Below are 26,126 nucleotides of genomic sequence, written 5' to 3' on the forward strand. Positions count from 1 at the left end.
TTTCAAAACAACATACGAAATGGAGCATAACATTAATAAAGGCATAGGCAAGAGCGTGGAATTTAAGGGTTTGAAAAGTCAGTATCTATTCATCTTTGCGGGTGGGCTATTGGCTGTATTCGTAGTCTTTGTGATTATGTATATGGCAGGTGTAGACCAGTGGGTCTGTATCGGCTTTGGCGTTATCGCCGCCTCCGCTCTGGTGTGGCTGACTTTCAACCTGAATGCGAAATACGGGGAGTATGGGCTTATGAAACTGCTTGCCAAACGGCAACACCCGCGCTACCTGATAAACCGCAAAAATTCCCGCCGCTTGTTCCAACGTTCAAAAAAGAAGGAGGTGCGCGATGCGTAATGTAATGAAAGCGGCTACCATCGAAAGCAAGTTCCCGCTGTTGGCTGTGGAACACGATTGCATAATATCGAAAGATGCGGATATAACGGTAGCTTTCCGTGTCGATCTGCCGGAACTGTTCACCGTTACCGCCGTAGAATACGAAGCCATACACTCGGCTTGGGCGAAAGCGATTAAGGTTTTGCCTGATTATTCAATTATCCAAAAGCAGGACTGGTTCGTAAAGGAAACCTACAAACCCGAAACGGACAAGGAAGATATGAGCTTTTTGTCCCGCTCGTTTGAACGGCACTTTAACGAACGACCCTACCTGAATCATAGCTGTTTCCTGTTCCTGACAAAAACAACAAAGGAGCGTATGCGTATGCAGAGCAACTTTTCGAGCCTTTGTCGTGGGAACATTATACCTAAAGAGGTAAACAAGGACACGGCTACACGGTTTTTGGAGGCGGTCGGACAGTTCGAGCGCATCGTAAACGATTCGGGATTCGTAAGCCTTACCCGCCTGACTTCGGACGAGATTACAGGAACGGAAAGCGAACCGGGACTGGTGGAAAAATACTTTGCCCTCTCGCTGGACGATACGACCTGTCTGGAAGATATGGAACTCGGAGCGGACGGGCTTCGCATCGGAGCAAAAAAAGTATGCCTGCATACGATTTCCGATGTGGAGGACTTGCCCGGAACGGTCGGAACGGATATGCGCTATGAAAAGCTATCCACCGACCGGAGCGACTGCCGATTATCGTTCGCCGCACCTGTAGGGCTGCTGCTCTCGTGCGACCATGTATATAACCAGTACATTTTTCTGGACGATTCGGCGGAGAACCTGCGGAAGTTTGAAAAGTCTGCCCGCAATATGCAATCCTTATCCCGCTATTCACGCGGGAATCAGATTAATAAGGAATGGATAGACAAGTACCTGAACGAAGCACATTCGTTCGGGCTTACCTCTGTCCGGGCGCATTTCAATGTAATGGCGTGGTCGGAAGACGCGGAGGAACTGAAACATATCCGTAACGATGTAGGTTCGCAGCTTGCCTTGATGGAATGTAAGCCGCGTCATAATACAACGGATGCGGCTACGCTCTATTGGGCGGCTATGCCGGGCAATGCGGGGGATTTTCCTTCGGAAGAAAGTTTCTATACGTTCATCGAACCCGCGCTATGTTTTTTCACAGAGGAAACCAACTACCAAAGTTCGCTTTCGCCTTTCGGTATCAAGATGTGCGACCGTGTAAGCGGTAAACCCCTCCATGTGGATATATCGGATTTACCTATGAAGCAAGGGATAACCACCAACCGAAATAAATTCGTGTTGGGGCCATCCGGCAGCGGTAAATCCTTTTTCATGAACCACCTCGTCCGCCAATATTGGGAACAGGGAACGCACGTTGTCTTGGTCGATACGGGTAATTCCTATCAAGGGCTTTGTGAAATGGTGCGCAGGAAAACCAAAGGTCAGGACGGAATTTATTTCACCTATACCGAGGAAAATCCTATCTCTTTTAATCCTTTCTACACGGACGATTACAAGTTTGATGTAGAGAAAAAAGACAGCATCAAAACATTGCTGCTGACCCTCTGGAAGTCCGAAGATGACAAGGTGAGTAAAACGGAATCCGGTGAACTTGGAAGTGCGGTATCGGCGTATATCGAGCGGATCAGGGCAGACCGGAGTATCGTCCCGTCCTTTAATACATTCTACGAATATATGTTGGGCGACTACCGCCGGGAACTGGAAGAAAGGGAAATCAAGGTAAGCCGGGAGGATTTTAACCTCGACAATATGCTTACCACCCTGCGCCAGTATTACCGGGGCGGGCGTTTCGACTTCCTCTTGAACTCCGAACAGAACATTGACCTATTGAATAAGAGTTTTATCGTCTTTGAAATTGATTCGATTAAGGAGAATAAGGAATTATTCCCTGTGGTCACAATCATTATTATGGACGCGTTTATTCAGAAAATGAGGCGGTTAAAGGGTGTCCGCAAGCAACTTATCGTAGAGGAAGCGTGGAAGGCTCTTTCTTCGGCGAACATGGCTGAATACCTGAAATATATGTACAAAACAGTCAGGAAATATTTCGGAGAAGCCATAGTCGTAACGCAGGAGGTGGACGATATTATCGCTTCACCCATCGTCAAAGAGGCGATTATCAATAACTCCGACTGCAAAATCCTCTTAGATCAGCGAAAATTCATGAACCGCTTTGATGTGATCCAGTCGCTTTTAGGTCTGACCGACAAAGAGAAAGGGCAAATCCTGTCTATCAACATGGCGAACCATCCCGGCAGGTTTTATAAAGAAGTCTGGTTCGGGTTGGGTGGTGTTCAGTCGGCGGTTTATGCGACAGAAGTTAGCGGCGAAGAATACCTGACATACACAACGGAGGAAACCGAAAAGATGGAAGTGTTCAAAAAAGCGGACGAACTCGGCGGGGACTATGAACTGGCGATTAAACAGATTGCCGAAAGTAAGCGCGGGTAATTATCAACCGGGGCGGTTAGCCCCACAACCACTAAAAGATCATGTTAAAAAGATTTAGTAACGAGCAACTGGAAAAGTTGCTGCTCCACACGGTAGGAATAAACAGTGTCCTTACCGAAGTCCTGCTCGAACAAGCAGAAAGAGAAAAAGAAGCGGAGGTCATAGGCATTAATGCCCATATTGACATCCTTGTTATTGACCCTGCAAGCCTGCTGAGAAAAGAGGCTAAGGAAGCGAAAAAGTAAGGAGGTGCGCCATGTTCAGCAAATGTAATGCAGCCGACCCTTGCGCCGCACATCAGGATTTTCACCTGTGGGAGATTACGGGACGTTGGGTAAGCCCGGACGGTGCGCCTGCGGTAACTGTTTACCGCAACACTTCCCGCAAGCGGGGAGGCATCCGTGTAGAACTTACATACAACAACCCGCAGGTAGTCTGTGATTGTACGATGTACTGTGTGTTCGGTCTGTATTACATAGACCTGTACGGGCGTATCGGAATAGCCTACGACCGGGAGCGAGAGGTACTCTTGCTTTCCGCTTTCGGTGAATATATCCGGGAAGAGGAGTAGCCCGAAGGTTACTCCTTCAACCCAAGTAAATAACAATTAAAAAAATATAGCAATGAAAAAGATTCTTTTAAGCCTTTTGGTTTGTATGGGGCTATGCACCTATCAGGCAAAAGCGCAATGGGCGGTCATCGACCCCTCGAACCTTGCTCAAAATATACTGACGGTTTCCAAAACAGCGACAACGGCAACCAATGTAATCAACTCGTTCAAAGAAATGCAGAAGATTTATAGTCAGGGTAAGGAGTATTACGACAAATTACAATCGGTGCATAATCTTATCAAGGATGCCCGAAAGGTAAAGGAAACGGTAGAGCTGGTCAGCGAAATATCGCAGATATATTCGACCAACTTCAATAAGATGCTGACGGATAATAATTTCTCCCATTCGGAACTGGAAGCCATATCTAACGGATATTCCAAATTACTGAAAGAGAGCGGAAACCTGCTGTCGGATATAAAAAATATCGTTTCGGCTTCCAACGGGCTTTCTATGACCGATGCCGAGCGAATGGCAATCATAGACCAGATACATACTAAAATGGTGCAACATCGCAACCTTGTGAGTTACTTTTCCAAGAAAAGTATCTCCGTTTCGTTTATCCGCAGTCAGGAAAAGGGTGATATGGAGCATGTACGCGCCCTGTATGGTGATCCATCTGAAAGATACTGGTAAGCCATGATGTTGTTAGCAATAGATTTTGAGAACCTGCATCAGCTTCTACGGAATCTGTATCAGGAAATGATGCCCCTTTGTGGCGACATGATTGGTGTCGCCAAAGGGATAGCGGGTTTAGGTGCATTGTTTTATGTGGCTTCCCGCGTATGGCAAGCCCTCTCACGGGCAGAACCGATAGACGTATATCCGTTGTTACGTCCGTTTGCGATTGGCTTGTGTATTATGTTCTTCCCAACAATCGTACTTGGCACAATCAACGCCGTTATGTCGCCTGTGGTAAAAGGAACGCATACCATACTGGAATCGCAGATAGAAGATGTGCAGGCATTACAGGCAGAGAAAGACCAACTCGAATACGATGCACGGGTACGCGAGGGTAAAGCATGGCTGGTCGATGATGAGGTGTACGACCAGAAAATGGAAGAGTTGGGTGTTTTTGATGCGGCAGAGATTATCGGAATGTGGGCTGAACGCACATGGTACGATATGAAAATGTGGTTCCGGCAGTTAGTCCGGGATTTCTTTGAACTGCTGTTCAATGCCGCTGCCCTTACGATTGACACGTTACGCACCTTTTTCTTAGTGGTATTGTCAATCTTGGGGCCGCTGGCATTTGCCCTCTCTGTTTATGACGGTTTCCAATCCACGCTTACCAACTGGCTTTCACGGTATATCTCGGTGTACCTGTGGTTACCCATTGCCGACCTCTTTTCAGCGGTGCTGTCTAAGATTCAGGCACTCATGCTGCAAATGGATATAGGTCTGCTCAAAGACCCGTCATACGTGCCGGATGGCAGTAACGGTGTGTATATCATCTTTTTGATTATAGGCATTATCGGGTACTTCTCAATTCCGACCGTTGCAGGCTGGGTCATTCAAGCCGGAGGCGGTAGCGGTACACGCGGAGTAAACACGGCGGCAAGTAAAGGGGCTGCAATGGCAGGAGGCGTAGCCGGAGCCGCTGCGGGCAACGTGGCCGGACGCTTATTAGGTAAATAATAAAAAACACTCAAAAAATTATGGAGTTCAAAAGTTTAAAGAATATAGAAACATCATTCAAACAGATACGCCTTTTTGGCATCGTGTTTCTGGTGTTGTGCGCCGCCATTACGGGTTATTCCGTATGGTCGTCGTACAGCTTTGCCGAAGCGCAACGCCAGCGTATCTATGTGTTGGACGGGGGCAAGTCCTTAATGCTTGCCCTCTCGCAAGACCTTTCGCAGAACCGTCCCGTTGAAGCGCGGGAACACGTTAAGCGGTTTCACGAATTGTTCTTCACGCTCTCACCCGACAAAAAAGCCATTGAAAGCAATGTAAACAGGGCGTTGTTCCTTGTCGATAAAAGTGCTTTCAAATACTATCAGGACATGGCGGAAAAAGGGTATTATAACCGTATCGTATCGGGCAATATCAACCAGATCGTGCAAGTGGACAGTATAGCCTGCAACTTCGATGTGTACCCCTATACGGCGGTAACATACGCCCGGCAAATGATCCTCCGGCAGTCGAACATGACTGAACGCAGTCTGATTACCCGCTGCAACCTGATTAACTCGGTACGCTCGGACAATAACCCTCACGGTTTCACTATGGAGAAATTCGAGATCGTGGAAAACCGGGACATCCGGGTAACGGAAAGGTAGGTGTGGTATGATACGGAAAATCATTCAACGTGTAAACGAGTGGTTGGAAGACCGCTTGCGAAGTATTGTCAGACCTCTAAGCCCTGATGCACGGGTAATCGTAATCGTTACGATGCTAATAGTATTCAGCGGGCTGTCTATCTACATGACTGTTTCTTCCATTTACAATTTAGGTAAAGACAAAGGACAGGAATTGCAGATAGAGCAGATAGAAACCCTGAAACTGCAACAGCAGCAAAGGGATAGTATTAACAATCAAAACAGATTTTATAATGGAACAGGAGAATTTGAATAGAGGAACGCCACCGCCGGAAACGGCGGCTGTTCCCGAAGTGCAACCATCCACACCGGAAGCGAAGAAAGAACCTCAAAAGCCGCCAAAAAAAGAACTTTCGATGGCAGAGAGGCAGAAGCGTAAAAAGATGCTGATAATGCCGCTGTTCTTCCTGATTTTCGGTGGTGTCATGTGGCTGATTTTCGCACCATCGGACAATGACGATAAAAATATTATCGGGCAATCGGGCTTTAACGCCGAACTGCCGATACCCAAAGACGAGGGCATTGTCGGGGATAAGCGCGATGCCTACGAGCGGGAAGCTATGCAGCAAAAGGAACAGGAACGGATGCGCTCTTTGCAGGATTTTTCAACTATGTTCGACCGGAACGAAGAACAAAAGCCGGAAGAATCCAAACAGCCGGAGTATTACGAAAATCCGTCTGTACGGCAATCAAAACCTGTAAATAACCTGCAAGCCTCCGCAAATGCCTATCAGGACATAAATAAGCAGTTGGGAGAATGGTACGAAGAACCTGCCGGGAAGAGCGCACAGGAACTCGCTGTCGAGGAACGTATGAATGAACTCGAACGCAAACTGGAAGAAGCCGAAGCACGGAAAGCCGCTGAGGACGAACAAACGGCACTACTGGAAAAATCCTATGCGATGGCGGCGAGGTATATGCCGCCACAGACGGGGCACGACGAAAACAGCAATGCTGCTCCCTCTACGAAAGACAAGGTAAATGTTCAACCTGTAAAGCAGGTGCGGCACAATGTAGTTTCGCTACTGGCCGCGCCGATGTCGGACGATGAGTTTATAGAATCGTTCAGCCAGCCCCGCAATATGGGATTTTTCACTGCCGCCGGAAACGAGGGAGTGAAAGATAAAAACAGCATCCGTGCCTGTGTAAACCAGACCGTAACACTGACAAGCGGACGGGAGGTACAAATCAGGCTGTTAGAACCGATGCAGGCAGGAAATATCCTTATCCCTGCAAACAGCCTTATCACAGGCTCATGCAAAATTGCGGGTGAACGGCTCGATATAGCGATTAACTCCATTCAGTACGCCGGAAACATTATTCCAGTTGAAATATCGGTGTACGACACGGACGGTCAGCGGGGTATTTTCATTCCCAATTCGGACGAAGTAAAAGCGGTGAAAGAAGTTGCCTCTACACTGGCATCGTCAGCCGGGACAAGCATTATGATTTCGGACGATGCGGGTTCGCAGCTTGCCGCCGATATGGGAAAGGGACTGATACAGGGAGCATCGCAGTATGTGAGCAAGAAAATGAGCGTGGTTAAGGTTACGCTGAAAGCGAACCACCGCTTACTGCTCCTGCCTAAAGAGAATTAATAACACCACTAAAAAATCAATGTTTAACGAATTAAAAATTAAAAGTATGAAACGAATCTTTTTGATGCTCACCCTTGCGGTGAGCGTATTTACAGTGAGCGCACAGGAAGTAACCGAAGAAACGGCTACCGTAACACAGACCAAGCCCACAACAGGCGACTACTATCAGGGCTTTACCCGCCCGCTGACCTTTGACCGGATGATACCGCCTTATGCGTTGGAAGTAACATTCAATAAAACCGTTCACGTTATTTTCCCTGCACCGATCAGGTATGTCGATTTAGGGTCGGCAGATCTTCTCGCGGCGAAAGCGGACGGAACGGAAAACGTGTTGAGAGTGAAGGCATCTTTGCGGGATTTCAGCCGGGAGAGTAATCTGTCCGTCATTACAGAAGATGGAAATTACTATACGTTCAATGTAAAATATGCGGACGAACCCGTCAAGCTGTCCGTTGAAATGACCGACTTCCTGCACGATGGGGAGGCGATGAACCGTCCGAACAATGCCCTTGCCGTCTATATGCAGGAGTTGGGGCAGGAATCGCCCTTACTTGTCAAGCTGATTATGCAGTCCATCTACAAAAACAATGACAGGGAAATTAAGCATTTAGGCAGTAAGCGTTTCGGCATACAGCACACGCTCAAAGGAGTTTATACCCATAACGGGCTGTTGTATTTCCACCTGCAACTGAAAAACTCGTCCAATGTGCCGTTCAATATAGATTTTATCACGTTCAAAATCGTGGATAAGAAAGTAGCCAAGCGTACCGCTATTCAGGAACAGGTGATCTGGCCACTCCGCGCCTATAATAATTTGATGGTAATAGGCGGTAAACGCACGGAGCGAATGATTTTCACCCTGCCGAAATTTACGATACCCGATGATAAAATGCTTGTTATCGAACTGAATGAGCAGGAGGGCGGTCGCCATCAGCGGTTCACGGTCGATAATGCCGATCTGGTGCGGGCAAAGGTTATTAACGAACTGAAAGTGAAATAAAAGTCGCAGACTTTTTTATTAACACATAGACGATAAAAATCATGAATAGAATAATAGTGTTAGTGGTTGTGCTGTGCTTCGCCCTTTCGGGCGTGGCACACGCACAACGTCAGCTACCGGGTATGCGGGGCATACAGGTAACAGGCGGAATGGTGGACGGTATATATTCGTCCGCATTGGATAATGAAGCCGGATATTACTTCGGTATAGCGATGGCGACCTATGCGAAAAAAGGGAATAAGTGGGTGTTTGCTGCGGAGTTTATGGAACGGTACTACCCGTACCGGACGATCCGCATTCCGGTTTCGCAATTTACCGCTGAAGGCGGTTACTATCTGAAAATTCTGTCTGATCCGTCAAAGACCTTTTTGCTCTCGTTGGGAGGCTCTGCCCTTGTAGGCTATGAAACATCGAATTGGGGTGAAAAGACCTTGTACGATGGTTCTACGCTCCGGCACAAAGACGCATTTATTTACGGCGGGGCTATCACACTGGAACTGGAAACCTATCTGAACGACCGTATTGTATTGCTCCTGACAGGGCGTGAACGCATCCTTTGGGGCAACTCTACGGGGCATTTTCATACGCAGTTCGGTATTGGGCTGAAATTTATAATCAACTAAAAAACAAAATACGATGAAAAAAATAAAGAGTTTTTTCGGGATAACAGCCGGGCTGGTAGCGATAATGCTACAGGTCTTAGCCTGTAACGACGATATGGATATTAATAAGGTTTACCCATTTGATCTGGTTTGTATGCCGGTTCAGAAAAAAATCGTTCAGGGCGAGGTGGCGGAAATCCGTTGCCAGATCGTAAAGGAAGGAGATTATCAGGACACCAAGTTTTTTATCCGCTACTTTCAGCCTGACGGCGTGGGCGAACTTCGACTGGACGATGGGCGGGTATTGCTGCCAAACGACCTTTACCCGTTGAAAAAAGAAATGTTCCGAATGTATTATACTTCGCATTGTACCGACCAACAGGTAATAGATGTGTATATCGAAGATAATCACGGACAGGTGATACAAAAAACTTTCTCGTTTCAGAATGACAAGGGAGAGGACGAAACGGAAGATGATGATAATTTGTAGCTATATCGTGTTCAACGTCCTTTGCTGGCTATGTATAACCCGGTCGTTGATGAATGCCCCGACAGACGTAGAGCTGTGGGGAGAGGAAATAGACTAATAGGAAAGCACCCGGAGTATTTCGGGTGCTTACTTTCATTCAAACAGACTATGAAATATATACTAATATTCTTTATCACCTTGTCGTATTTACCCGCATCAGGGCAGCCGGGCGATTCACTAAACAGGAAACCGGAGATAGGAAAATGTATGGAGCAGGCTCATTCCGTATCGGAATTTCAGAGGGTAGCGGATTCGTTGCAAATGAGCATTGACGAGCTATGCGACTATCCTGTGATTTTTCCGATTAAGAAGTCACAGCGTATTTCATCGGGCTTCGGTATGCGGTATCATCCAATTTACAGGGTGCGGAAATTCCATACAGGGATTGATATATCAAGCACGAAAGGTATTCCCGTGTATGCCACAGGTAACGGTATGGTAATTCGTAAGGGGTATTGTTCGGGGTATGGAAACTTTGTAGAAATTCAACACGCAGGCGGTTTTCGTTCATTTTATGCTCATTTAAGTAGGACAATGGTAAATGTAGGCGATTCGGTAGAGATAGCCCGACAAATTGCTTGTGTGGGTAATACCGGAATATCAACAGGTAGCCATCTACATTATGAGGTAAGGAAAGGAAAACGCTACCTGAATCCGACCGGATGGTGCTATTGTTTGTTTGAAATATTGAAAAACAAGTGATTATACTTTGTGCTGTTTTGAAAATATGTATATTTACAACCATCTTAAATAAAAATCAGGGCATTATGAACTATATCGAATCAAATTTACAACCCGGAGAAGAGATAAAATATGTTGCAAAGCTGCACTTCTTCCTGTTTCTGCAACCGATAATACTACTGCTTATTGGGGCTTTACTTGCTTCAAGTCCTAAAGAAATATCAGCTATGACCCACTATGCTGGGTTGCTGATTTTGTTTTTCGGGATTGTGTCGCTTGTACAAAGGCTACTTGTAAAAATAGGTTCGGCTTACGCCGTAACTAATAAACGGGTGGTTCTTAAAACAGGTGTTATCAGTCGCAGGGCGGTAGATTTGGTACTGGCAAAGTGTGAGGGTCTGCACATAAAACAGAGTATTTTAGGCAGGATGTTCAACTTTGGAACGATTACGGTTACTACCGGAGGTGTTACAAGTTCATATCCGTTTATAGCTGATCCGCTCGCTTTCAGAAGGGAAATTAATACACAGATAGGGTAGCAAAATAAAAAATCCGATGGAAACGATCATCGGATTTTTATTATATCAAAGTATTTAGCGAGATAGCTTAAGGATTCTTATTGCCCCTCTGATAACAATTAAAAATATAATAACCCCAATAATCAAGTCTGGAATATTATTATTGAACCACCAAACAAGTAATCCGGCTACAATGACCCCCACGTTTATTATAACATCATTTGCCGAAAAAATTATGCTCGCTCGCATATGAGCATCTTTACTTTGAGTTCTATGCAATAACCACAAACAAATAGAATTAGCAATCAGGGCGAGCATGGAAATTCCAATCATCGCCTGAAAATTAGGCATCATTTCAAGACCGAGGAATCGGCGTATAACCTCCGATAAGCCAACAAGAGCGAGTAAAATTTGTAAAACTCCACTTAGTAATGCTACTTTCTTTTTACGTGAAACAATAGCACCGACAACTAACAAACTCATACCATAAACTAAAGCGTCAGCCAACATATCGAGACTATCGGCAATCAAGCCCATAGATTTGGAGAATATCCCGGTTATCATTTCGATTAGGAAGAAACCAAAATTAATAGCAAGGACTACCCAAAGAACTTTCCTTTGCGTTGAATCTTCATCGGTCGATATAAGAGTTTCTACCTCTTTCGAATGGGTAAGGTGCGAACCAAGATTAAGGGAGGCTAATTCATTTGCGATTTTCTCTGAATCGCCATTGTGAAAAACGTTTAGCGTTCGTTCTGCGAGATTAAATTCCAATTTAAGAATAGAACTATCATCCTGCAATTTCATCCGTATTAAGTTTTCCTCACACGGACAATCCATTTTATCAACTCGAAATGTAATTTGTTTCATAGCTGCAAATTTACACACATTTCTTCTAATAGATATTATTATACAGCGATAAATGACAAACAAGCTGCAATGTCGGCTTTTTGCTTCTTTTATCCAAATGTTTGGATAAAGTAACTTATCAAAACTTATTTATTATCAAAACTTTACCTATAATAAGTTGTAATATACGCATATAGCTGTTGCGAGTTTGGATAAAAATTGCATATTGTCCATTTCATTAAAATCATATAGTGTTATGGACATGTCAAATCTTAAACTCAAACAACATTTGTTGATGGATTATTTATCCAAAGTAGGTTACTGCGCCAATAAACGGCGTAGTATTGAAAAATGTATCGAACTGGTTCTGATTAAAGGTAGCTCTTCCAGTATTACCTCTTATGAAGATTTATTTTTTCAAGAAGTGAAAGAGCAAGGCTATACTCCCGAAGATTATCGTTTTAAGTCCCTAAGAACGAACCTAGGGCAACTGAAAAATTTTGATTTATACGATAAATATCCTGATGGCAATTACACTGGATTTATTTACACTACAAATGGCTTTGATAATCTCAATGACTATTACAAATCATTGGCTATATACCATTTAGAGAATGGTACGCGTAACGGAAAACGCAAAAACACAGTTAGGGTAGAGTATCTTTCAGCAATTCTATTTTACAAACATTTTCAAGATAATGGAGCGGAAGTATTGGAAAAAGCTACATCTAAAATGATTTGTTCTTTTTTTCATGATGGTGTTAAGCAAATCAGAGGGGTTGGTTATTTAGGTCATATAAGAGCATTAATGAAAACTCTTAAATTGCGTGAACCAAAAGTGGCTGATTATATACTCAACTTTTTACCCAAAATACCAAAGGCATACAAAAATTTGGAATTTCTTTCAAAAGATGAATCTGACCGTATTCGGAAGTGTCTTGAAAATCCTGACAATACATTGTCCTTAAAAGAGCGTACAATAGGATGGCTTTTGTATTTTTATGGACTGCGAGGCGCTGACATAACGGCTATGTGTTTTGACAATATAGATTGGAGAAAAGACATGATCACTCTAATTCAATCAAAAACAGATTATCCTCTTACATTGCCTTTAAATGCAGTTACAGGAAATTCTCTTTTTGATTATATCACTACCGAAAGGGCTGAATCTGATATTAAAACGATATTTGTCCCCCAGAAAAATCCAAATGCACCATACAAGAAGATTGCTTATATTGTCCAGAAAATCTTCAGATGTGCGCATGTCAGAGATAAAGGAGGAAGCAAAGGAGTCCGTCTTTTTCGCCATCATTTTGTGACTTATCTCCTTTCGTGTGGCGTTGAATGTTCAGTCGTGTCATCTCTGACCGGACACATATCTCCCGAGTCTCTCAAGTTTTATGCAGATGCCGACTATGAGCATCTCAAGGAATGCTCTCTTGATATATCTTCTTACATCGTACCCTCTAATCTTTTCGACTTATGACATATCCATTCAAATCCAAACTATCTTCAAAGTTTGAAGAATTTGCAGCTATTTGCATTGCGTCCGGTCGATGGAATAAGACCTATGACTACAACCTGCATCACTTCGACAAATACATCGCAGCTAACTACCCCTCTTGTGAAAAATTGACAATGGAGATGCTGGACTGGTGCAAACGCAGAGAAACGGAAAGGAACAATACTTGTATATCAAGGACTACACCTGTCCGAAACTTCCTTAAATATGCTAACAAGAAAGGCTGGTCAACCTTAAATCCTTTGCCTTTGCCCACTTTTGAAGCCAGCTCTTATATGCCACACTTTTTTACACAGGGCGAACTTTCTGCATTTTTTAAGGAATGTGACTCTTATGTAATACGATCATATCAAGAACACAGACAAATAACCACCTTATTGAATCGATTACAACTTCCTGTTTACTTTCGTATGCTATACAGCTCTGGGATGCGTACATGTGAAGTCCGGTGGCTAAAATGTTCTAATGTCAATTTCAAGTCTGGCGTCGTAAAAATCATAAAATCTAAAAGTATAGATGAACATAACATTGTTCTTCATGATTCTATGTTACAATTACTTCAACATTACAACCAAGCTATGGAGAAAGTTATGCCTAATCGGATTTATCTTTTTCCTGATAAGAATGATGAACCGCATAGGGTACGTTGGGGATGCACTTTCTTTAGAAAGATATGGTCTAAAGTTAGCAATGAAAAGGCTGTTGAATATGATTTACGCAGTTTGTATGCCGTCTCCAATATTTCTAAATGGGAAAATCATGGATACGAATTGAGCGGCAAACTCTTGTTCCTTTCCCGTAGCATGGGGCACAGAAATATACAAAGTACTTTTGGCTATTTTCATCTTACCCCGATGCTTACGGATAAACTTAAATGCAATTGCTCTAAAAAATTTAGTGAATTATTACCTCAAAAGCCAGAATATAATGAAAACATCTAAATCAAGTGGCGCATTAGCCACTCAAAATCGTAAAATGGCAAAATTGATTTATGACTGGCACACCATATATGTGCCATCCGTAAAAACAACAAGTGAACACACATTACGTTCTTACAAACTGTCATTGTCCCTATTTCTCAGATACCTACAGTTAGAAAGAGGCATTACATCGTTAACCCTTACTCCGGAATGTTTCTCTGTTGAAGTCTTAACGCAATGGCAGATATGGTTGAAAAAAGAGCGACACGTCAGTGCAACAACTTGCAATATAAGAATGGCTGCTATTAAAAATCTGACAAAATATATTAGTGGTCAGATGCCGGAGTATGCTTATATTTATATGGCAGTTTCGGAGTTTATAAAACCAATGCGGAAGGTAAAACGCATTGTACATGCTATGACACGGGATGCGGTAAAGGCTATTTTTGCAGTACCTGATACAACTACGAAAATAGGTTTACGGGATTTGACTCTAATGATGCTCAGCTATGGGGTTGCAGCGCGTCTGAACGAAATACTCTCTTTGACAGTCAAAGACATAGTACTTGACAACGTTAAAGACCCATATGTAATATTATGTGGAAAAGGAGGTGGTTTCAGGTCAATCTACTTGCATGATGACCTTGTCGAATGGTTAAGACTGTACCTTAGAGTTTTTCATGGCGATAAACCCAATAAAGATGCTTTATTGTTCTATTCTCCATGCAAAGGATGTATGGGGAAATTGACACAACCGGCAATAGCGAAACGTCTCAGGTTGTATGCAGCCAAAGCACATGAAGCATGTCCTGATGTGCCTCTGGATCTACACAGCCACCTTTGGAGGCATAGTATGGCTACCCATTGGCGAGAAGATAATATCAATATTGTTGAGATAAAAGAACTTTTAGGACATCGTAATCTCTCTACCACTATGATATACGAGGATGTAACTGAAGAACAGAAGAAAAAGGCGATTGATACACTGGAAGACACTATTACTAAATCTCAAGAAAAAAAATGGGGAAAGTTAGAAAATATGGAACTTCTTACTCTTGTAGGGCTTTAGCCAATAAAATATTATCCAAACTATTATTTTGTAATATTCTGTTATACAATAATATTGCAATGAATGGTTTGGATAATAAATAAGTTTTGATAAGCTTCTTTTTCTCCCGCATAAAGCCCTGCTAATGGCTCATGGAAAAAGAAGTCCGGGCAAAGTTTCCCCTGCCCGGATGTAAATTCTTAAAATCGTTGTCAAAGGCATTTACAGCCCGTTCTCGACCATATATCGCAGTTTCCCAGCTACCCACTCAATAGAGGCTTTTCGTGGGTAATGAAACGTCCTGCGGGCGATATTCTCAATAATGACAACCTCCTGCCGGAGTTGTACCGAATTACATTGCGGGTCTATCTCGTGCAAAAGTTCCTCCAGTTCGTAATAATCCTGCTGTGTGGCAATAATAGGATTCCCGACATATGTGTCTATTCTCATACCTCCCCGAATTTATCCGTTTCACACTCAATTATAACGACTTCTGCATCGTGGGTATATAAGCCATTTTCTTTGGCGTGATCTATCGCCAATGCCTCGGAGGTGAACACGCCGAAAAATACACGGCTTGCCTTTGTTCGGTGTATATCTGTTTGGAACAATACAAATACTTTCATCATTGGGTAATTTATAGGAGCGGAATTTCTCCCGCTCCTTGTTAATAATTTAGTTTATACCGCTACTGCCTCCGCTTTAGGTTGTGCTTTGGATACGGTAACAATCAGCACCTTATCCGCTTGCGGTGTCGGTGTCGCTTCTTTCTTCTCCGATTGGGTCGCTTTGGGCTGTTCCTTACCTTTCGGCTTGGCGGTTTCCGACTTCGGGGCGGTGGTGTTCACTCCTTTTTTGACGGCTTTTTCGGCTGTTTTAGGGGCTTTCTCCGTCTTGGTGCTCTGCTCTGCCTTTTTCGCTTTGGCATCAGCTTTCGCTTTCTTTTCAGCCTTTTTCAGCCCTGCGATACGTTCGTCCAATCGGGCGTTTCTCTTGCCGTAATCCTCTTTATGAGTGGTTACAATTTCCTCCGTCTTTTCGGGTAGGTGCTGTTTTGAAAACGCCAACAGCATACTGCCTTTTTCATCGCCTACGGTTCTTGTGCCGTCCGTTAGGTGGCTATATAGGTAATCACGGCGTACAACGGTTTTCTGCTCCTCTGTCAGCGAAGATGCGATTTTGAGTTTCTTCTCGTCCGTCAGATAGCCGTAATAATCGTTTTCTTTCAGTCCTACGGCTTTGTAGTTATGACGGCGTAATTTGGTAAGCATAAAGAAATACATTGCCGTTTCTTCATCGGTGGTAAATGCCGACTGTGGTATCTGTTCCGTGCGCAAAAGTTCCTTTAAGCCCTCGGCGGTCTTTTCGTCTGCTAATTCGTTGTTACGCTTTTTCTTGGCGGTAAGGTCAACGATTAACTGCTCGTTGCTCTTGGTGTCTTTGGTGGCTACCTCTTTGTAGTACATTCTTACGTTACTATCGCCGATTTTAGCGTACACACGGATTTTGCCCTGTTCTTTCAGTTCTTCAAGGTGCGCTGTCTGTTTGGTGTACTTTTCCTGCTCCTTGCCGTATTTTTCCTGTGCCTTGTTGTAATCTTCGGGCTTTTTATACTCGGAGGCTTGCGGTTCGGTCGGGGCTGTGGGGTATGAATTAAGGTTATACGTTTGCACGTTCTTAAACTCATAACCGCCCTTTTTGATTATCGTTGTTGCCTCGTTGTCGTGGCTGTACTGTTCGCCGACAAATGTAAGTTTAGGGTCGGCAAGGGCTACGGCTTGCGCCTGTTCTACAAGGTATGCCGTTTGCTTATCCGATAAACATTTTTTGTTGGTACACTTGCCACAATCGCCACCCTCGGCGAATAGGTCAAAATTGCTCGAATTGTGAATGCATTTCAGACATCCCGTTTTGTCGAAACTGTAATTATCAAGGTTGTTCGTATAACAGTTCCGTATCTTGCCCTCCAACGCATTTGCGGAGATATTGCACCATTCGCCTGTGCCGTCCTTGCCTAAACGGTCGTTCAAAATATCCTCCTGTATCTTCTTGTCGTACTTGCTAATAACTATCCCTGCCGATGCGGTCAGTTTGCCCTCTTTTATAAGGTTGGCAATTCCTTTGATAAGGTCGCAAAGTTTCAGCGTATGATAGATGCTTTTCTCACTCTTGCCGAATTGTACGGCGAGGCTTGCGATGTCGTACCGCTTTGTGTCGATAAGGCGTTTATAAGCCTCTGCCGCCTCCATTGGTAGCACGTCCTCTCGCTGTAAGTTCTCGGAGATTGAAAGGTCATACGCCTGTTCGTCTGTTACCTCCCGAACGATGCAAGGAATTTCGGAAAGTTTAAGCATACGACAGGCACGGAAACGGCGTTCCCCGCAAATGATTTCATAATGTTCGCCTTTCTCCCCCTTGCAGCATACTGTAATGGGTTGTATTAGTCCATGAACGGAAATACTTTGCGCCAACTCTTTTAATGCCTCTTGGTCGAATGTTTTCCGGGCGTTGTAATTGCTCGGCTCTATCAAGTCCGATGCGATATTTACGGCTTTGTGCTGTCTGTTGTCGGGTGTGCGTACCACTACTGCGGTTACTACTTCGTTTACTTTTTCTGCTATTGCTACGGCTGTGCCGTTGTTCTTAATTGCTGTCATGATGTTGTTATTTAAAAGATTAAACCTATTATCAGTATTATAATGATTGCCAAAACGAGCAAGGAAACAAGACAGGACAAAACCCCTTTAATGATTACCCACGCTAAATAAATCCCTGCGACAACCATCACGAACGACCAACCCCAAAGGGCAAAACCCGCTACCGCAAAAGCTATTTTCAAAATCGAACCTATGCTGATTGGAAGGTTTGAGAATCGTTGTTTCCTGTTTTTTTCTGCTGTTCGTATCATAATTCTGACTTTTTTTTAAAACGCTATGCCGTATCGGAGCCGGTTATGAGTGATCGAGTTTCAGGGGCAGAGAAAGGTAGTGTTTAGCCGATGCAAGTTTTTCGGGAATAAATACGCTCGCCGGAACGGAAAGAGGAAGATTTTTCACGAAACCGAAGGCTCGAACTTGATTCGGCGTAAAGAACACGGAAATACTTTCGCGCATGAAATCGAACACTTCATCGGCTAAGTCGGCATTCCCGCTAAAAGAGGAAGAAATTATAAGATACGGGCAGTAGAAAAAATCCCCTTTTACTCCCGGATAGTCTGAATAGGGAGTATAAAAAAGCGGCATATTTGACTGCCGCCGGAATCAGTTTGCACTTTAGGTATAGACAAGTGCAGACGAAAGCTACCTGCCCGTAAGGGATTGATATATGGTGTTTTTTAATGACTTACCTTTGTTTTCCCGTAATCGTAGTATTAACGATTAAAAGTAAAATGATATGGAAATAGTCAATATAGAAGCAGGTACATTCGAGGCTATGATGGAACGCTTTGAAGCCTTTACGCAAAAGGTGGAATCGCTGTGCGGTCAGCATCATAAAGATAAAATGCTGAAAGACTGGTTGGATAATCAGGATGTATGCTTAATTCTGAATATCAGTCCCCGGACATTACAGACTTTACGAGATACAGGGAAACTGGCATACACCCAGATACACCGGAAAATGTACTATAAGCCGGAAGATGTGGAGAAAGTCATTAACAGCTTAAAACCGTAAGTGATTATGAGTAGTGAGATTATAACAAAAGATCATGAGCGAATAAAGACGTTTTTTAGCTCGCTTGACAGGATGTTAGACAAAATCGAAATTGCTCTGACGGACTACAAACCGATGCTGAACGGGGAAAGGTTTCTGACCGATGTACAGGTGGCGGAAAGGTTAAAAGTGAGCCGCCGGGCATTACAGGAGTATCGCGCTAAAGGAAAAATCCCGTATATTCAGTTCGGAGGAAAAACCCTGTACAGGGAATCCGATATTCAAAAGATACTGGAAAAGAACTATCGCAAAGCATGGGATTAACCCTTTATCAGTCTGCCTCGCCTATTAATTTTAGCCCCGAAATCGCTTTGATTCCGGGGCTTAAAATTGAATGACCTCATATTGCCTTTCTCCGTTCTATCAATCTATCCATATCCTCCGAAATCTTATCATCGGTTACTTTAGCATAGGTTTGAGTGCTTGTAATATTCGTATGCCCCATCATTTTGCTGATACTCTCGATAGGAATACCAGCCGAAAGTAAAAGTGTCCCAAACGAATGGCGACTTTGATGATAGCTTAGATTGCCTTTTACTCCGGCAAGGAAGCCTATTTCGTTAATACAGTACCATAACTGGTCGCGGTTGGGTAATGGGAAAACAGGCTTGGTATCATCCGTTGTATTATATAGCGATAAAATCTGTTCGGCTACCGGATGCAGAGGGATAAAGGCTTCAACATCGGTCTTTTTACGGTTGATTTTTATATAACGCCGTCCATCGGCTGTTTTTCCTATATGGTGGGGATATAACCCTTTTATATCAGCATAAGCAAGTGCGGTAAAAGTGGAAAAAATAAATGCTCTGCGAGTTAATTCCTGCCATTTGTCGGGCATGGGTCTTTCCATAATCGTTTTCAACTCGTTTCTGCTGATATGATGCAACTTTGGAGCAGCTTTCTTTTCATACGGCACATCGGCAATCGGATTAAACCGAAGTATCTCCCTATCAACAGCAATGTAAATAAGCCGATTCAGCCAAGTAAAGCAATGGTTGATATGTCCCGGACTGTAACCTTTGCCCTTTAAATAGAGTTTATACCCCTCTCCGAACTCTTCGGCAATGTCTGTAAAGGCAATATCTTTCAGCTTCCGGGTAAGAAGGAATCCACGCAGGTTACTTTGAGAAACCTTAGATTGACGATAGCTGGAAGTTGAGTTGATTTCTAATGAACGCAACCTCAACCGCTCACGCTCTTCTTCTCCGGCTTCCAATAACATTATCGGAACAGAATTTACTTCGGTAATCGTATTTTTAAGCAATTCTGCACTGATAACGCCCTGCTCTTTGAGGATTTTTTCATAGGTCTGTTCAATCCGCCCACGAAAGGCTATCAGTTCATTGTTCGCCCTTTCTTCTTTAATCCCGCCTTTGTTACTGTTCCAATTACAGGGATTACAAAAGATGCCTGTCGAAATAACTGTTTGCTTGTTATCAACTGTAATGCGACACATAACAGCCGTTGTTCCGTCTGCCTTTATTTTGTTCTTATTGATATAGAATAATATTTTGAATGTACTACGCATGATATTTCTATTTTAATTGGTTACAGAACTAATTTTAAATCTTGGGTTGCTTCGATATACTTATCCATATCCTCAAAGAGTTTCTTCGGGGTAACACGGGCATATATCTGTGTGGTCTTTATATCCGAATGACCGAGCATTTTGGAAACGGTTTCGATAGGTACGCCAGCTTCGAGCGTAATTAAACTCGAAAACGAGTGTCGCCCCATGTGATAGGTCAGCACCGGAATATCGAGCATTTGACGTATGCTTTGTAGATTCCATTTGAGCGTGTTGTACTCCATCTTAGGGAACAATGTCTGTCTTGACTTGTTCCTGTATTTTTCGATAAGTTCAATAGCTTCGGGAAGCAATTTTACCCGGCAAAGTTTACCGTTCTTGCCTCGCTGATATTTGAGCCACAGGTCACCTGCATCATCTTTAGACAGGTTTTCGTTTGTAATGGCTACTACATCGACATAGGCAGTCCCTGTATAGCAGGCGAAAAGAAACATATCGCGGGTGGTATTGTGCGACCATCGGTGTTCTTCAATCTCCAAATCCCGTATTTTCTCAAACTCTTCACGGCTAAGGGTTCTCGGAGGGTTCTCTTTCTGCTTTAGCAAGGGATAGTTCGCAAAGTAGTGTTTATCGGAATATCCTTCTTTAAAGGCTATCCGGCAAATCTTTTTCAGTAGTGCCAGATAGTGGCGTGCGGTTTCCACACTCAACCCTTTATCAAGAATTATATAATCCTGAAATTCCCGTATAAACTGCTCGTTAAGCTGGCTGAACGCAAGGTCTGACGAGTTGGAGTTTTTCTTGATAAATTCTGTCAATCGCTTGCGGGTATAAAGATAGTTCGGCAGGGTGCGGTGTGATACATCTATACCGACACGCGCTTTTACTTCTTCGATATGGCGGTCGAAAAGCCGCATCAAAGTCATTTGTGTTGCCATCCCACCCTGAAACAGATTTTTCACGGCTTCGGCATCGAAAGGCTGTTTTCGTTCAATGAGTGTGTCGTAAGCCTCATTGACGGCAAGAAGCAATTTATCCAACTTTGCGTTGGTTGCCACTGCCTCGTGGCTTTTCCCGTCCAGACGGCTCGCGCGTGGATTCCACAGAGAGGGGGTACAGGAGAGTTTGGAACTGAACTGCGCCATCGACTGGCCGACAGTGATACGCCCCATGATCGGGGTCTTGCCCGACTTGTCGGGAGAACTCTTTTTCAGGTAGAGTAACACCTTGAATTTTTCTTGTTTCATAACACTTATAATTTTATGGGCTTTGCTGTCAATTTCTGACAGCAAAGTTACCAGTTATACAAGTGCTCTTGATTACGCAAAATACTGTATGTCAGCACAAAAGAATCGATATTGAAATTCTTCGGTCTGCTGTTAGTTACCTATTTTTATTCGGTAACTGGCAAGCTAACGATTTGGTAACTGAAATACTGTGTAAATCTGCTTCGGTTTGAATATTTCAGTTTACCGCAAATCTTCACAAATCAACTCATTTCAAACGTGTTAGCTATTCTACTTCTTATCTCTTCTAACCCTTGCTTTTCTGCTTTTTATCCATATGGCCCGCCACAGCTTCGGAACGATTATGCTGACCAAGGGCGTTTCTATTGAAAGTGTTTCAAAGATGTTAGGACATACAAACATCACTACCACACAGATTTATGCGAAAGTTCTGAATCAAAAAATATTCACAGAAGTGAATAAGGTGAGAGGGGAACTGGATAGCTTGGCTAAGTATTATAAACAACGAAAATAATTTCTAAAACTGAAATTCATTCCCCAAATAATGAAGTTCATCAGAAAATCAGGAGATTTACCCTGAATCTCCTGCAAAAAATCTATTTTTGAGCTATGGTTAAGAATAAAAAAGTAAATATAAAACATGCTCTTATTTTTCTGTTTGCCACACTGCTTTACGCTTTGTGTCAAATGCTTTTCAGTGCTATTCTGATGAAAGAAGATTTAGGGGATAAATTTCTGATTCAGTTACTATCCCACTATATCGTAATCTTTACCATGTGTATCGCAGATTACATATTATTACTATTCCTGAATAAGTATATACCTTATTCCAAAAACGTACTATTCCGTATCATAGCGGACTTTGTGGGGGTAATCGTAATATGCCTGATTGTATTAGGTATGTTCAATTACCTGATATACGATATACTTCTTATCTCAAAAGATGGGCTGCCTTCTTTTCTTGTCAAATTTGCATTTGGAATGACAAACAATATTCCGATCCTGTTGGCATTTGAACTGATCCACTACTTCCAGTCCGAACAAAAAGCCATCGCCGATTCCGAAAAAGCAAAACGTGAAGCATTGCTGTTCGAGCATGAAACGCTGAGGGCACAGATAAACCCACATTTTCTGTTTAACTCTCTGAATGTGTTATCGTCATTAATCTATATGAATCCGGACAATGCGAATAAGTTTACCAAAGCCTTATCAAAGACCTACCGGTATGTGCTTTCTTTGAATAGGCGACCAATGGTTTCTGTTGAAGAAGATTTGGATGCGCTGGAATCGTATATCTTTTTGATGGAAATGCGGTTTGAGAACTCTTTTACTTTCACGGTAAACAAAACGTGCGCCAGTGAAAAGAAGATGATTATCCCACTTACCTTGCAACTGTTGATAGAAAACGTATTCAAACATAATGTAGCAACCGAAGAAATGCCATTGGATATAAAAGTTGCTATCGAAAATGAATACATTACGGTTGAGAACAATATCCAACCCTCGAATGATGTGGATAAAGGCGGAATTGGGCTGAAATACCTAACGAAGCAATATAAAATGTATGCCAAAGATGTAGTAGTCGAGCATACACCCCAACTATTTATTGTAAAAATCCCCTATATACAGCAATGAAGTACCTGATAGTAGAAGATGAGCGATTTGCATACGAAGAATTAAAACGTATGTTGACAAATTTACGTCCCGATTATTTGTTAGAAAAGCGGACGAAAACAGTCATAGATACCATTGCGTTTCTGAAAACTTCTGCTGTCGATCTGATTTTGTTGGATATACGGCTTGCAGATGGCAACTGCTTCGAGATATTCAACTATGTAGAAGTTTCTACACCTGTGATATTTACCACTGCTTATGATGAACATGCTATCAAAGCATTTAAGTTGAATAGTATTGATTACCTGTTAAAACCTTTTAATGAAAAGGAATTAGAGGCGGCATTAGTCAAGTTTGAGAATATCTTCCATAATAATTCTCATAAAACTGATCCTAAGAATTTTGAGCAGATATTAGCTGCCAAAAATAAAAATCGTTTTCTCATTTCGAAAGGGGAAAACTATCATTATATAGAAACGGCGGATATTGCTCATTTTTACAGTGAGGAAGGAGTTGTATTCCTGCACACATTTCAAAATAAACGATATATCATTAATTACACCTTAGACCAGTTGGAACAGCAACTTGACAGCCGTTTGTTTTTTCGCGTATCGCGTAATTGCATTGGTAATGTGAAATCAATCGAAAATGTAGCTAAATACTTCAACAGTCGTTTGAAACTCTCCTTTTCTCCCGCATGTCCTCACGAAGTGCTTGTCAGCCGTGTGCGTGTACCCGACTTCCTGAAATGGATGGACGGGATTTTGGAATAGTCCTCATATTTTTTTCTTTTTATACAGGGTATGGAAAATTCCATGCCCTTTTTTCTGCATTCCACTTTACCGATTCTGAACTCCATGGTTATTGGCTTTTGGTATTACTCCATTCATCGTTCTTTTGCTAAGAAATAAAGTGAGTATAAACTAAATAAATGTAGAAATCATGAAGTTAACATCATTGTTCTTTGTAGTATTGGGAACTCTTCTATGTCTGGAAGGGAAAGCACAACAATTATCATTCAAAACCGAATATCTCGGAAATTCAGGTTATTATTTTCTACCACCGGGTGAAAAGCCAAGAGAACGGATTGGCGATGCCAAAGGCTCCGCCGTTGTCTATCAAGGAGCATTCAACATGCCTCTATCCGTGAAACTGAATGAGAACAATCGTCCAACTGCATGGGGTATTGGTCTTGGCGGGTCGTACACTTCGTTGAACAACAAAAATTTCACGGATCACATGGTTTCCGAAATCATGAATTTACAAGTAGGACTTTACCACTTACGACCGTTAAACGACAAATGGTCGATGCGGGCAAGTGCGGGCGTGGCGGTACTCGCTCCTTCCGCAGACCTTTCTAAAATCAGGTTCAAGCACGTACTTGGAAGCGGAGGAATTATCTTCATCCGCCACCTGAAACCAAACCTGTCTATTGGAGGCGGTGTGGCTATCAATAGTTCATTGGGCTATCCGATGATATTTCCTGCCGTGTATCTTAATTGGGAACTTGATGGGAAGTTCGATGTGAATGTAGAGCTGGTTGAAGGTTTAGACGTATCAGCAGGTTATAGTTTCAACGATTGGTTTAAACTATCGTATGCTTTAGAAATGAACGGACAAGCAGCTTTGTTGGAAAAGGATGGCAAAGATGTCATATTCTCCCATCAATACATCACTACAGGATTTCGTCCCGAAATAAAAATCAGTAACGTATTATCCATAACTGCTATGGCAGGACTAAACCTGTACCGCCCGGCTTCCTACAGCGACAGAACTCTAAAAGGAGTCTTTGCAACGGATAACGACTATTATTTTCAAGCCTCACCCTATTTATCTGTCGGACTAACCGTAAATTTTTGACGAGCCGACTTCTTAGGAATTATACTCATGAATGAATTATCAAAAGAGAGTCTTTTCTTCCTGTTGACTCAATTCTCACAAGTAGTATTTGTGCTTATAGTGGTTGTAATCACTTCAATGCAATTATCAACAGAAGAAAAACCAGTGAGTAGCTATCACAATAATCTATATATCTTAAAAATGAAACAAATATTACAAATCATTGCTTGCAAAGGTATTTATGGTATTGTCTATATCATAAGCTTACTGCCAATGACATTCTTATATGCAATAGCATCCGTCACATTTTTTCTCGCTTATCATATTGTCGGATATAGAAAAACAGTCGTAATCCAAAACATCTCACGTTCTTTTCCCGATATGAAATACGGAGAAATCCGCTGTGTAGTAAAGAAATTCTATACCTGCTTTACCGCCTACTTTGCCGAAATACTTAAAAGCATATCTGCTCCGGCAGAGGTTCTTGATAAGAAGATAACGTTTGAAAATTTGGAACTTATAAACAGGTACATGGACACCGGACGGAATGTTATTGCTTGTCTGGGGCATTGTGGAAATTGGGAAATGCTGAACTTTATGCCCTATAAACTTCTCCACGATATATATGCCGTTTATAAACCTCTGCGATCTGGCATAATGAACAGATTGATGATTAAACTCCGGTCGCGGTTCGGTATGAAGCTGATACCCGACAAATCGGTTACACGTCATATTCTGACAAAGAAATCATCATCTGCTGTTTACTTATTTCTGGCCGATCAATGCCCTCGGATAAAAGAAGATAAATACAAATTTGAATTACTGAATCAGGAAACTTATATTTTTTCAGGTATGGAGAAACTGGCACGTATAAGTCGGTCGGCAGTCATCTACCTTCATATTACTCAGCTATCAAAAGGAAATTATAAAGTAACGTGTATTCCCATATGCTCCGATGCAGAGCCTACGAATGAAGGAGAAATAAGCCAAAAATATGTTGATTTACTGGCGGAAAATATCAAGGAAGAGCCATACGGCTGGTTATGGACACATAAAAGATGGAAAAGATAAAACAATGATCTGACAATAATCTCAAAAAAATATAATTATGGACAGTTCTTAAAAATTAAAACGAAAGCCACTAA

31 protein-coding genes and 1 pseudogene are annotated in these 26,126 nt (G+C 42.6%); 24 read left to right on the forward strand and 8 right to left on the reverse strand.

The annotated features are described in order from the left end of the window. The first annotated feature begins 19 nt into the window (after window positions 1–19). The 14 genes from M2135_RS04420 (at window position 20) to M2135_RS04485 (ending at window position 10,724) form a co-directional block, all read left to right on the forward strand. Window positions 20–355: a DUF4133 domain-containing protein gene (locus M2135_RS04420; RefSeq protein ID WP_280747390.1), complete on the forward strand. Its 336-nt coding sequence runs from the start codon at window positions 20–22 to the stop codon at window positions 353–355. Next, window positions 348–2,846: a TraG family conjugative transposon ATPase gene (locus tag M2135_RS04425; RefSeq protein WP_280747391.1), complete on the forward strand. Its 2,499-nt coding sequence runs from the start codon at window positions 348–350 to the stop codon at window positions 2,844–2,846. The genes M2135_RS04420 and M2135_RS04425 overlap by 8 nt, the downstream gene beginning before the upstream one ends. A gap of 41 nt (window positions 2,847–2,887) precedes the next feature. Further along, window positions 2,888–3,091: a hypothetical protein gene (locus M2135_RS04430; RefSeq protein WP_280747392.1), complete on the forward strand. Its 204-nt coding sequence runs from the start codon at window positions 2,888–2,890 to the stop codon at window positions 3,089–3,091. A gap of 11 nt (window positions 3,092–3,102) precedes the next feature. Beyond that, window positions 3,103–3,417 (forward strand): DUF3876 domain-containing protein, encoded by a 315-nt coding sequence (locus M2135_RS04435; RefSeq protein WP_280747393.1) that lies wholly within the window; start codon window positions 3,103–3,105, stop codon window positions 3,415–3,417. 52 nt (window positions 3,418–3,469) lie between these two features. Then, complete coding sequence (locus M2135_RS04440; RefSeq protein ID WP_280747394.1) at window positions 3,470–4,090, forward strand: DUF4141 domain-containing protein; 621 nt, start codon at window positions 3,470–3,472, stop codon at window positions 4,088–4,090. Between the two features lie 3 nt (window positions 4,091–4,093). Then, window positions 4,094–5,092: a conjugative transposon protein TraJ gene (gene traJ, locus M2135_RS04445; RefSeq protein ID WP_280747395.1), complete on the forward strand. Its 999-nt coding sequence runs from the start codon at window positions 4,094–4,096 to the stop codon at window positions 5,090–5,092. Window positions 5,093–5,112: 20 nt separating this feature from the next. Further along, the gene (gene traK, locus M2135_RS04450) at window positions 5,113–5,736 is read left to right on the forward strand and encodes a conjugative transposon protein TraK (RefSeq protein ID WP_163218438.1); all 624 of its coding nucleotides are present in this window, start codon (window positions 5,113–5,115) and stop codon (window positions 5,734–5,736) included. 7 nt (window positions 5,737–5,743) lie between these two features. Further along, window positions 5,744–6,031 (forward strand): TraL conjugative transposon family protein, encoded by a 288-nt coding sequence (locus tag M2135_RS04455; protein WP_280747396.1) that lies wholly within the window; start codon window positions 5,744–5,746, stop codon window positions 6,029–6,031. Beyond that, window positions 6,009–7,373 (forward strand): conjugative transposon protein TraM, encoded by a 1,365-nt coding sequence (traM, locus tag M2135_RS04460; protein WP_280747397.1) that lies wholly within the window; start codon window positions 6,009–6,011, stop codon window positions 7,371–7,373. The genes M2135_RS04455 and traM overlap by 23 nt, the downstream gene beginning before the upstream one ends. Before the next feature lie 46 nt (window positions 7,374–7,419). After that, window positions 7,420–8,373 carry a conjugative transposon protein TraN gene (gene traN / locus M2135_RS04465; RefSeq protein WP_280747398.1) on the forward strand — a complete coding sequence of 318 codons (954 nt, stop codon included), beginning with the start codon at window positions 7,420–7,422 and terminating at the stop codon, window positions 8,371–8,373. Between the two features lie 41 nt (window positions 8,374–8,414). Further along, window positions 8,415–8,996: a conjugal transfer protein TraO gene (locus M2135_RS04470; RefSeq protein ID WP_280747399.1), complete on the forward strand. Its 582-nt coding sequence runs from the start codon at window positions 8,415–8,417 to the stop codon at window positions 8,994–8,996. A gap of 13 nt (window positions 8,997–9,009) precedes the next feature. Further along, complete coding sequence (locus tag M2135_RS04475) at window positions 9,010–9,465, forward strand: DUF3872 domain-containing protein (RefSeq protein ID WP_280747400.1); 456 nt, start codon at window positions 9,010–9,012, stop codon at window positions 9,463–9,465. 147 nt (window positions 9,466–9,612) lie between these two features. Beyond that, a complete protein-coding gene (locus M2135_RS04480) occupies window positions 9,613–10,206 on the forward strand; it encodes a M23 family metallopeptidase (protein ID WP_280747401.1) in 594 nt (197 codons plus the stop codon). Window positions 10,207–10,271: 65 nt separating this feature from the next. Next, the gene (locus tag M2135_RS04485; protein ID WP_280747402.1) at window positions 10,272–10,724 is read left to right on the forward strand and encodes a PH domain-containing protein; all 453 of its coding nucleotides are present in this window, start codon (window positions 10,272–10,274) and stop codon (window positions 10,722–10,724) included. Window positions 10,725–10,778: 54 nt separating this feature from the next. Here the strand turns inward: M2135_RS04485 and M2135_RS04490 are convergent, their stop codons facing one another. Continuing rightward, window positions 10,779–11,573 carry a cation diffusion facilitator family transporter gene (locus tag M2135_RS04490; RefSeq protein ID WP_280747403.1) on the reverse strand — a complete coding sequence of 265 codons (795 nt, stop codon included), beginning with the start codon at window positions 11,571–11,573 and terminating at the stop codon, window positions 10,779–10,781. Between the two features lie 235 nt (window positions 11,574–11,808). Here M2135_RS04490 and M2135_RS04495 point away from each other — a divergent pair, with 235 nt between their 5' ends. Genes M2135_RS04495 through M2135_RS04505 form a run of 3 tightly spaced genes read left to right on the forward strand, consistent with a single transcriptional unit; the run spans window position 11,809 to window position 15,063 of the window. Further along, window positions 11,809–13,038 carry a tyrosine-type recombinase/integrase gene (locus M2135_RS04495; RefSeq protein ID WP_280747404.1) on the forward strand — a complete coding sequence of 410 codons (1,230 nt, stop codon included), beginning with the start codon at window positions 11,809–11,811 and terminating at the stop codon, window positions 13,036–13,038. Continuing rightward, complete coding sequence (locus M2135_RS04500; RefSeq protein WP_163219627.1) at window positions 13,035–14,015, forward strand: tyrosine-type recombinase/integrase; 981 nt, start codon at window positions 13,035–13,037, stop codon at window positions 14,013–14,015. The genes M2135_RS04495 and M2135_RS04500 overlap by 4 nt, the downstream gene beginning before the upstream one ends. Continuing rightward, window positions 14,002–15,063, forward strand: coding sequence for a tyrosine-type recombinase/integrase (locus M2135_RS04505; RefSeq protein ID WP_163219625.1), 1,062 nt, complete (start codon window positions 14,002–14,004; stop codon window positions 15,061–15,063). The genes M2135_RS04500 and M2135_RS04505 overlap by 14 nt, the downstream gene beginning before the upstream one ends. Before the next feature lie 201 nt (window positions 15,064–15,264). On the opposite strand, the gene M2135_RS04510 is transcribed toward M2135_RS04505, so the two are convergent. The 5 genes from M2135_RS04510 to M2135_RS04530 are packed head-to-tail and all read right to left on the reverse strand — an operon-like array spanning window position 15,265 to window position 18,284. Continuing rightward, window positions 15,265–15,492: a hypothetical protein gene (locus M2135_RS04510; RefSeq protein ID WP_280747405.1), complete on the reverse strand. Its 228-nt coding sequence runs from the start codon at window positions 15,490–15,492 to the stop codon at window positions 15,265–15,267. Beyond that, a complete protein-coding gene (locus M2135_RS04515; protein ID WP_280747406.1) occupies window positions 15,489–15,671 on the reverse strand; it encodes a hypothetical protein in 183 nt (60 codons plus the stop codon). The genes M2135_RS04510 and M2135_RS04515 overlap by 4 nt, the downstream gene beginning before the upstream one ends. Window positions 15,672–15,722: 51 nt before the next feature. Then, entirely contained in the window at window positions 15,723–17,699 is a 1,977-nt protein-coding gene (locus M2135_RS04520) for a ParB/RepB/Spo0J family partition protein (protein ID WP_280747407.1), read from the reverse strand. Between the two features lie 11 nt (window positions 17,700–17,710). Next, window positions 17,711–17,950 carry a hypothetical protein gene (locus M2135_RS04525; RefSeq protein WP_280747408.1) on the reverse strand — a complete coding sequence of 80 codons (240 nt, stop codon included), beginning with the start codon at window positions 17,948–17,950 and terminating at the stop codon, window positions 17,711–17,713. 43 nt (window positions 17,951–17,993) lie between these two features. After that, complete coding sequence (locus M2135_RS04530; protein ID WP_280747409.1) at window positions 17,994–18,284, reverse strand: hypothetical protein; 291 nt, start codon at window positions 18,282–18,284, stop codon at window positions 17,994–17,996. 151 nt (window positions 18,285–18,435) lie between these two features. On the opposite strand from M2135_RS04530, the gene M2135_RS04535 reads away from it, so the two are divergent. Together M2135_RS04535 and M2135_RS04540 are read left to right on the forward strand one after the other, a co-directional pair. Beyond that, complete coding sequence (locus M2135_RS04535) at window positions 18,436–18,714, forward strand: helix-turn-helix domain-containing protein (protein ID WP_280747410.1); 279 nt, start codon at window positions 18,436–18,438, stop codon at window positions 18,712–18,714. A gap of 6 nt (window positions 18,715–18,720) precedes the next feature. Further along, the gene (locus M2135_RS04540; protein WP_280747411.1) at window positions 18,721–19,017 is read left to right on the forward strand and encodes a helix-turn-helix domain-containing protein; all 297 of its coding nucleotides are present in this window, start codon (window positions 18,721–18,723) and stop codon (window positions 19,015–19,017) included. 76 nt (window positions 19,018–19,093) lie between these two features. Here the strand turns inward: M2135_RS04540 and M2135_RS04545 are convergent, their stop codons facing one another. Together M2135_RS04545 and M2135_RS04550 are read right to left on the reverse strand one after the other, a co-directional pair. After that, a complete protein-coding gene (locus M2135_RS04545; RefSeq protein WP_280747412.1) occupies window positions 19,094–20,281 on the reverse strand; it encodes a site-specific integrase in 1,188 nt (395 codons plus the stop codon). Between the two features lie 20 nt (window positions 20,282–20,301). After that, window positions 20,302–21,528 carry a site-specific integrase gene (locus M2135_RS04550; RefSeq protein ID WP_280747413.1) on the reverse strand — a complete coding sequence of 409 codons (1,227 nt, stop codon included), beginning with the start codon at window positions 21,526–21,528 and terminating at the stop codon, window positions 20,302–20,304. 313 nt (window positions 21,529–21,841) lie between these two features. Here M2135_RS04550 and M2135_RS04555 point away from each other — a divergent pair. The 5 genes and pseudogenes from M2135_RS04555 to M2135_RS04575 all read left to right on the forward strand — a co-directional run. Then, a pseudogene (locus M2135_RS04555) lies at window positions 21,842–22,042 on the forward strand (tyrosine-type recombinase/integrase); the annotation flags it as partial. A gap of 95 nt (window positions 22,043–22,137) precedes the next feature. After that, window positions 22,138–23,163: a histidine kinase gene (locus tag M2135_RS04560; RefSeq protein ID WP_280747414.1), complete on the forward strand. Its 1,026-nt coding sequence runs from the start codon at window positions 22,138–22,140 to the stop codon at window positions 23,161–23,163. After that, window positions 23,160–23,915 (forward strand): LytTR family DNA-binding domain-containing protein, encoded by a 756-nt coding sequence (locus M2135_RS04565; RefSeq protein WP_280747415.1) that lies wholly within the window; start codon window positions 23,160–23,162, stop codon window positions 23,913–23,915. The genes M2135_RS04560 and M2135_RS04565 overlap by 4 nt, the downstream gene beginning before the upstream one ends. A gap of 169 nt (window positions 23,916–24,084) precedes the next feature. Beyond that, entirely contained in the window at window positions 24,085–25,002 is a 918-nt protein-coding gene (locus M2135_RS04570; RefSeq protein ID WP_280747416.1) for a DUF6268 family outer membrane beta-barrel protein, read from the forward strand. A gap of 27 nt (window positions 25,003–25,029) precedes the next feature. Beyond that, window positions 25,030–26,052 (forward strand): lysophospholipid acyltransferase family protein, encoded by a 1,023-nt coding sequence (locus M2135_RS04575; RefSeq protein ID WP_280747417.1) that lies wholly within the window; start codon window positions 25,030–25,032, stop codon window positions 26,050–26,052. Window positions 26,053–26,126: the final 74 nt, after the last annotated feature.

Source organism: Parabacteroides sp. PF5-9, assembly GCF_029893105.1.
Taxonomy (GTDB): Bacteria; Bacteroidota; Bacteroidia; order Bacteroidales; family Tannerellaceae; genus JARXWG01.

Coding starts and splice junctions, on each gene's coding strand:
- M2135_RS04420 (WP_280747390.1), top strand. CDS start 20: ATGGAGCATAACATTAATAAAGGCATAGGCAAGAGCGTGGAATTTAAG.
- M2135_RS04425 (WP_280747391.1), top strand. CDS start 348: ATGCGTAATGTAATGAAAGCGGCTACCATCGAAAGCAAGTTCCCGCTG.
- M2135_RS04430 (WP_280747392.1), top strand. CDS start 2,888: ATGTTAAAAAGATTTAGTAACGAGCAACTGGAAAAGTTGCTGCTCCAC.
- M2135_RS04435 (WP_280747393.1), top strand. CDS start 3,103: ATGTTCAGCAAATGTAATGCAGCCGACCCTTGCGCCGCACATCAGGAT.
- M2135_RS04440 (WP_280747394.1), top strand. CDS start 3,470: ATGAAAAAGATTCTTTTAAGCCTTTTGGTTTGTATGGGGCTATGCACC.
- traJ (WP_280747395.1), top strand. CDS start 4,094: ATGATGTTGTTAGCAATAGATTTTGAGAACCTGCATCAGCTTCTACGG.
- traK (WP_163218438.1), top strand. CDS start 5,113: ATGGAGTTCAAAAGTTTAAAGAATATAGAAACATCATTCAAACAGATA.
- M2135_RS04455 (WP_280747396.1), top strand. CDS start 5,744: ATGATACGGAAAATCATTCAACGTGTAAACGAGTGGTTGGAAGACCGC.
- traM (WP_280747397.1), top strand. CDS start 6,009: ATGGAACAGGAGAATTTGAATAGAGGAACGCCACCGCCGGAAACGGCG.
- traN (WP_280747398.1), top strand. CDS start 7,420: ATGAAACGAATCTTTTTGATGCTCACCCTTGCGGTGAGCGTATTTACA.
- M2135_RS04470 (WP_280747399.1), top strand. CDS start 8,415: ATGAATAGAATAATAGTGTTAGTGGTTGTGCTGTGCTTCGCCCTTTCG.
- M2135_RS04475 (WP_280747400.1), top strand. CDS start 9,010: ATGAAAAAAATAAAGAGTTTTTTCGGGATAACAGCCGGGCTGGTAGCG.
- M2135_RS04480 (WP_280747401.1), top strand. CDS start 9,613: ATGAAATATATACTAATATTCTTTATCACCTTGTCGTATTTACCCGCA.
- M2135_RS04485 (WP_280747402.1), top strand. CDS start 10,272: ATGAACTATATCGAATCAAATTTACAACCCGGAGAAGAGATAAAATAT.
- M2135_RS04490 (WP_280747403.1), bottom strand. CDS start 11,573: ATGAAACAAATTACATTTCGAGTTGATAAAATGGATTGTCCGTGTGAG.
- M2135_RS04495 (WP_280747404.1), top strand. CDS start 11,809: ATGGACATGTCAAATCTTAAACTCAAACAACATTTGTTGATGGATTAT.
- M2135_RS04500 (WP_163219627.1), top strand. CDS start 13,035: ATGACATATCCATTCAAATCCAAACTATCTTCAAAGTTTGAAGAATTT.
- M2135_RS04505 (WP_163219625.1), top strand. CDS start 14,002: ATGAAAACATCTAAATCAAGTGGCGCATTAGCCACTCAAAATCGTAAA.
- M2135_RS04510 (WP_280747405.1), bottom strand. CDS start 15,492: ATGAGAATAGACACATATGTCGGGAATCCTATTATTGCCACACAGCAG.
- M2135_RS04515 (WP_280747406.1), bottom strand. CDS start 15,671: ATGATGAAAGTATTTGTATTGTTCCAAACAGATATACACCGAACAAAG.
- M2135_RS04520 (WP_280747407.1), bottom strand. CDS start 17,699: ATGACAGCAATTAAGAACAACGGCACAGCCGTAGCAATAGCAGAAAAA.
- M2135_RS04525 (WP_280747408.1), bottom strand. CDS start 17,950: ATGATACGAACAGCAGAAAAAAACAGGAAACAACGATTCTCAAACCTT.
- M2135_RS04530 (WP_280747409.1), bottom strand. CDS start 18,284: ATGCCGCTTTTTTATACTCCCTATTCAGACTATCCGGGAGTAAAAGGG.
- M2135_RS04535 (WP_280747410.1), top strand. CDS start 18,436: ATGGAAATAGTCAATATAGAAGCAGGTACATTCGAGGCTATGATGGAA.
- M2135_RS04540 (WP_280747411.1), top strand. CDS start 18,721: ATGAGTAGTGAGATTATAACAAAAGATCATGAGCGAATAAAGACGTTT.
- M2135_RS04545 (WP_280747412.1), bottom strand. CDS start 20,281: ATGCGTAGTACATTCAAAATATTATTCTATATCAATAAGAACAAAATA.
- M2135_RS04550 (WP_280747413.1), bottom strand. CDS start 21,528: ATGAAACAAGAAAAATTCAAGGTGTTACTCTACCTGAAAAAGAGTTCT.
- M2135_RS04560 (WP_280747414.1), top strand. CDS start 22,138: ATGGTTAAGAATAAAAAAGTAAATATAAAACATGCTCTTATTTTTCTG.
- M2135_RS04565 (WP_280747415.1), top strand. CDS start 23,160: ATGAAGTACCTGATAGTAGAAGATGAGCGATTTGCATACGAAGAATTA.
- M2135_RS04570 (WP_280747416.1), top strand. CDS start 24,085: ATGAAGTTAACATCATTGTTCTTTGTAGTATTGGGAACTCTTCTATGT.
- M2135_RS04575 (WP_280747417.1), top strand. CDS start 25,030: ATGAATGAATTATCAAAAGAGAGTCTTTTCTTCCTGTTGACTCAATTC.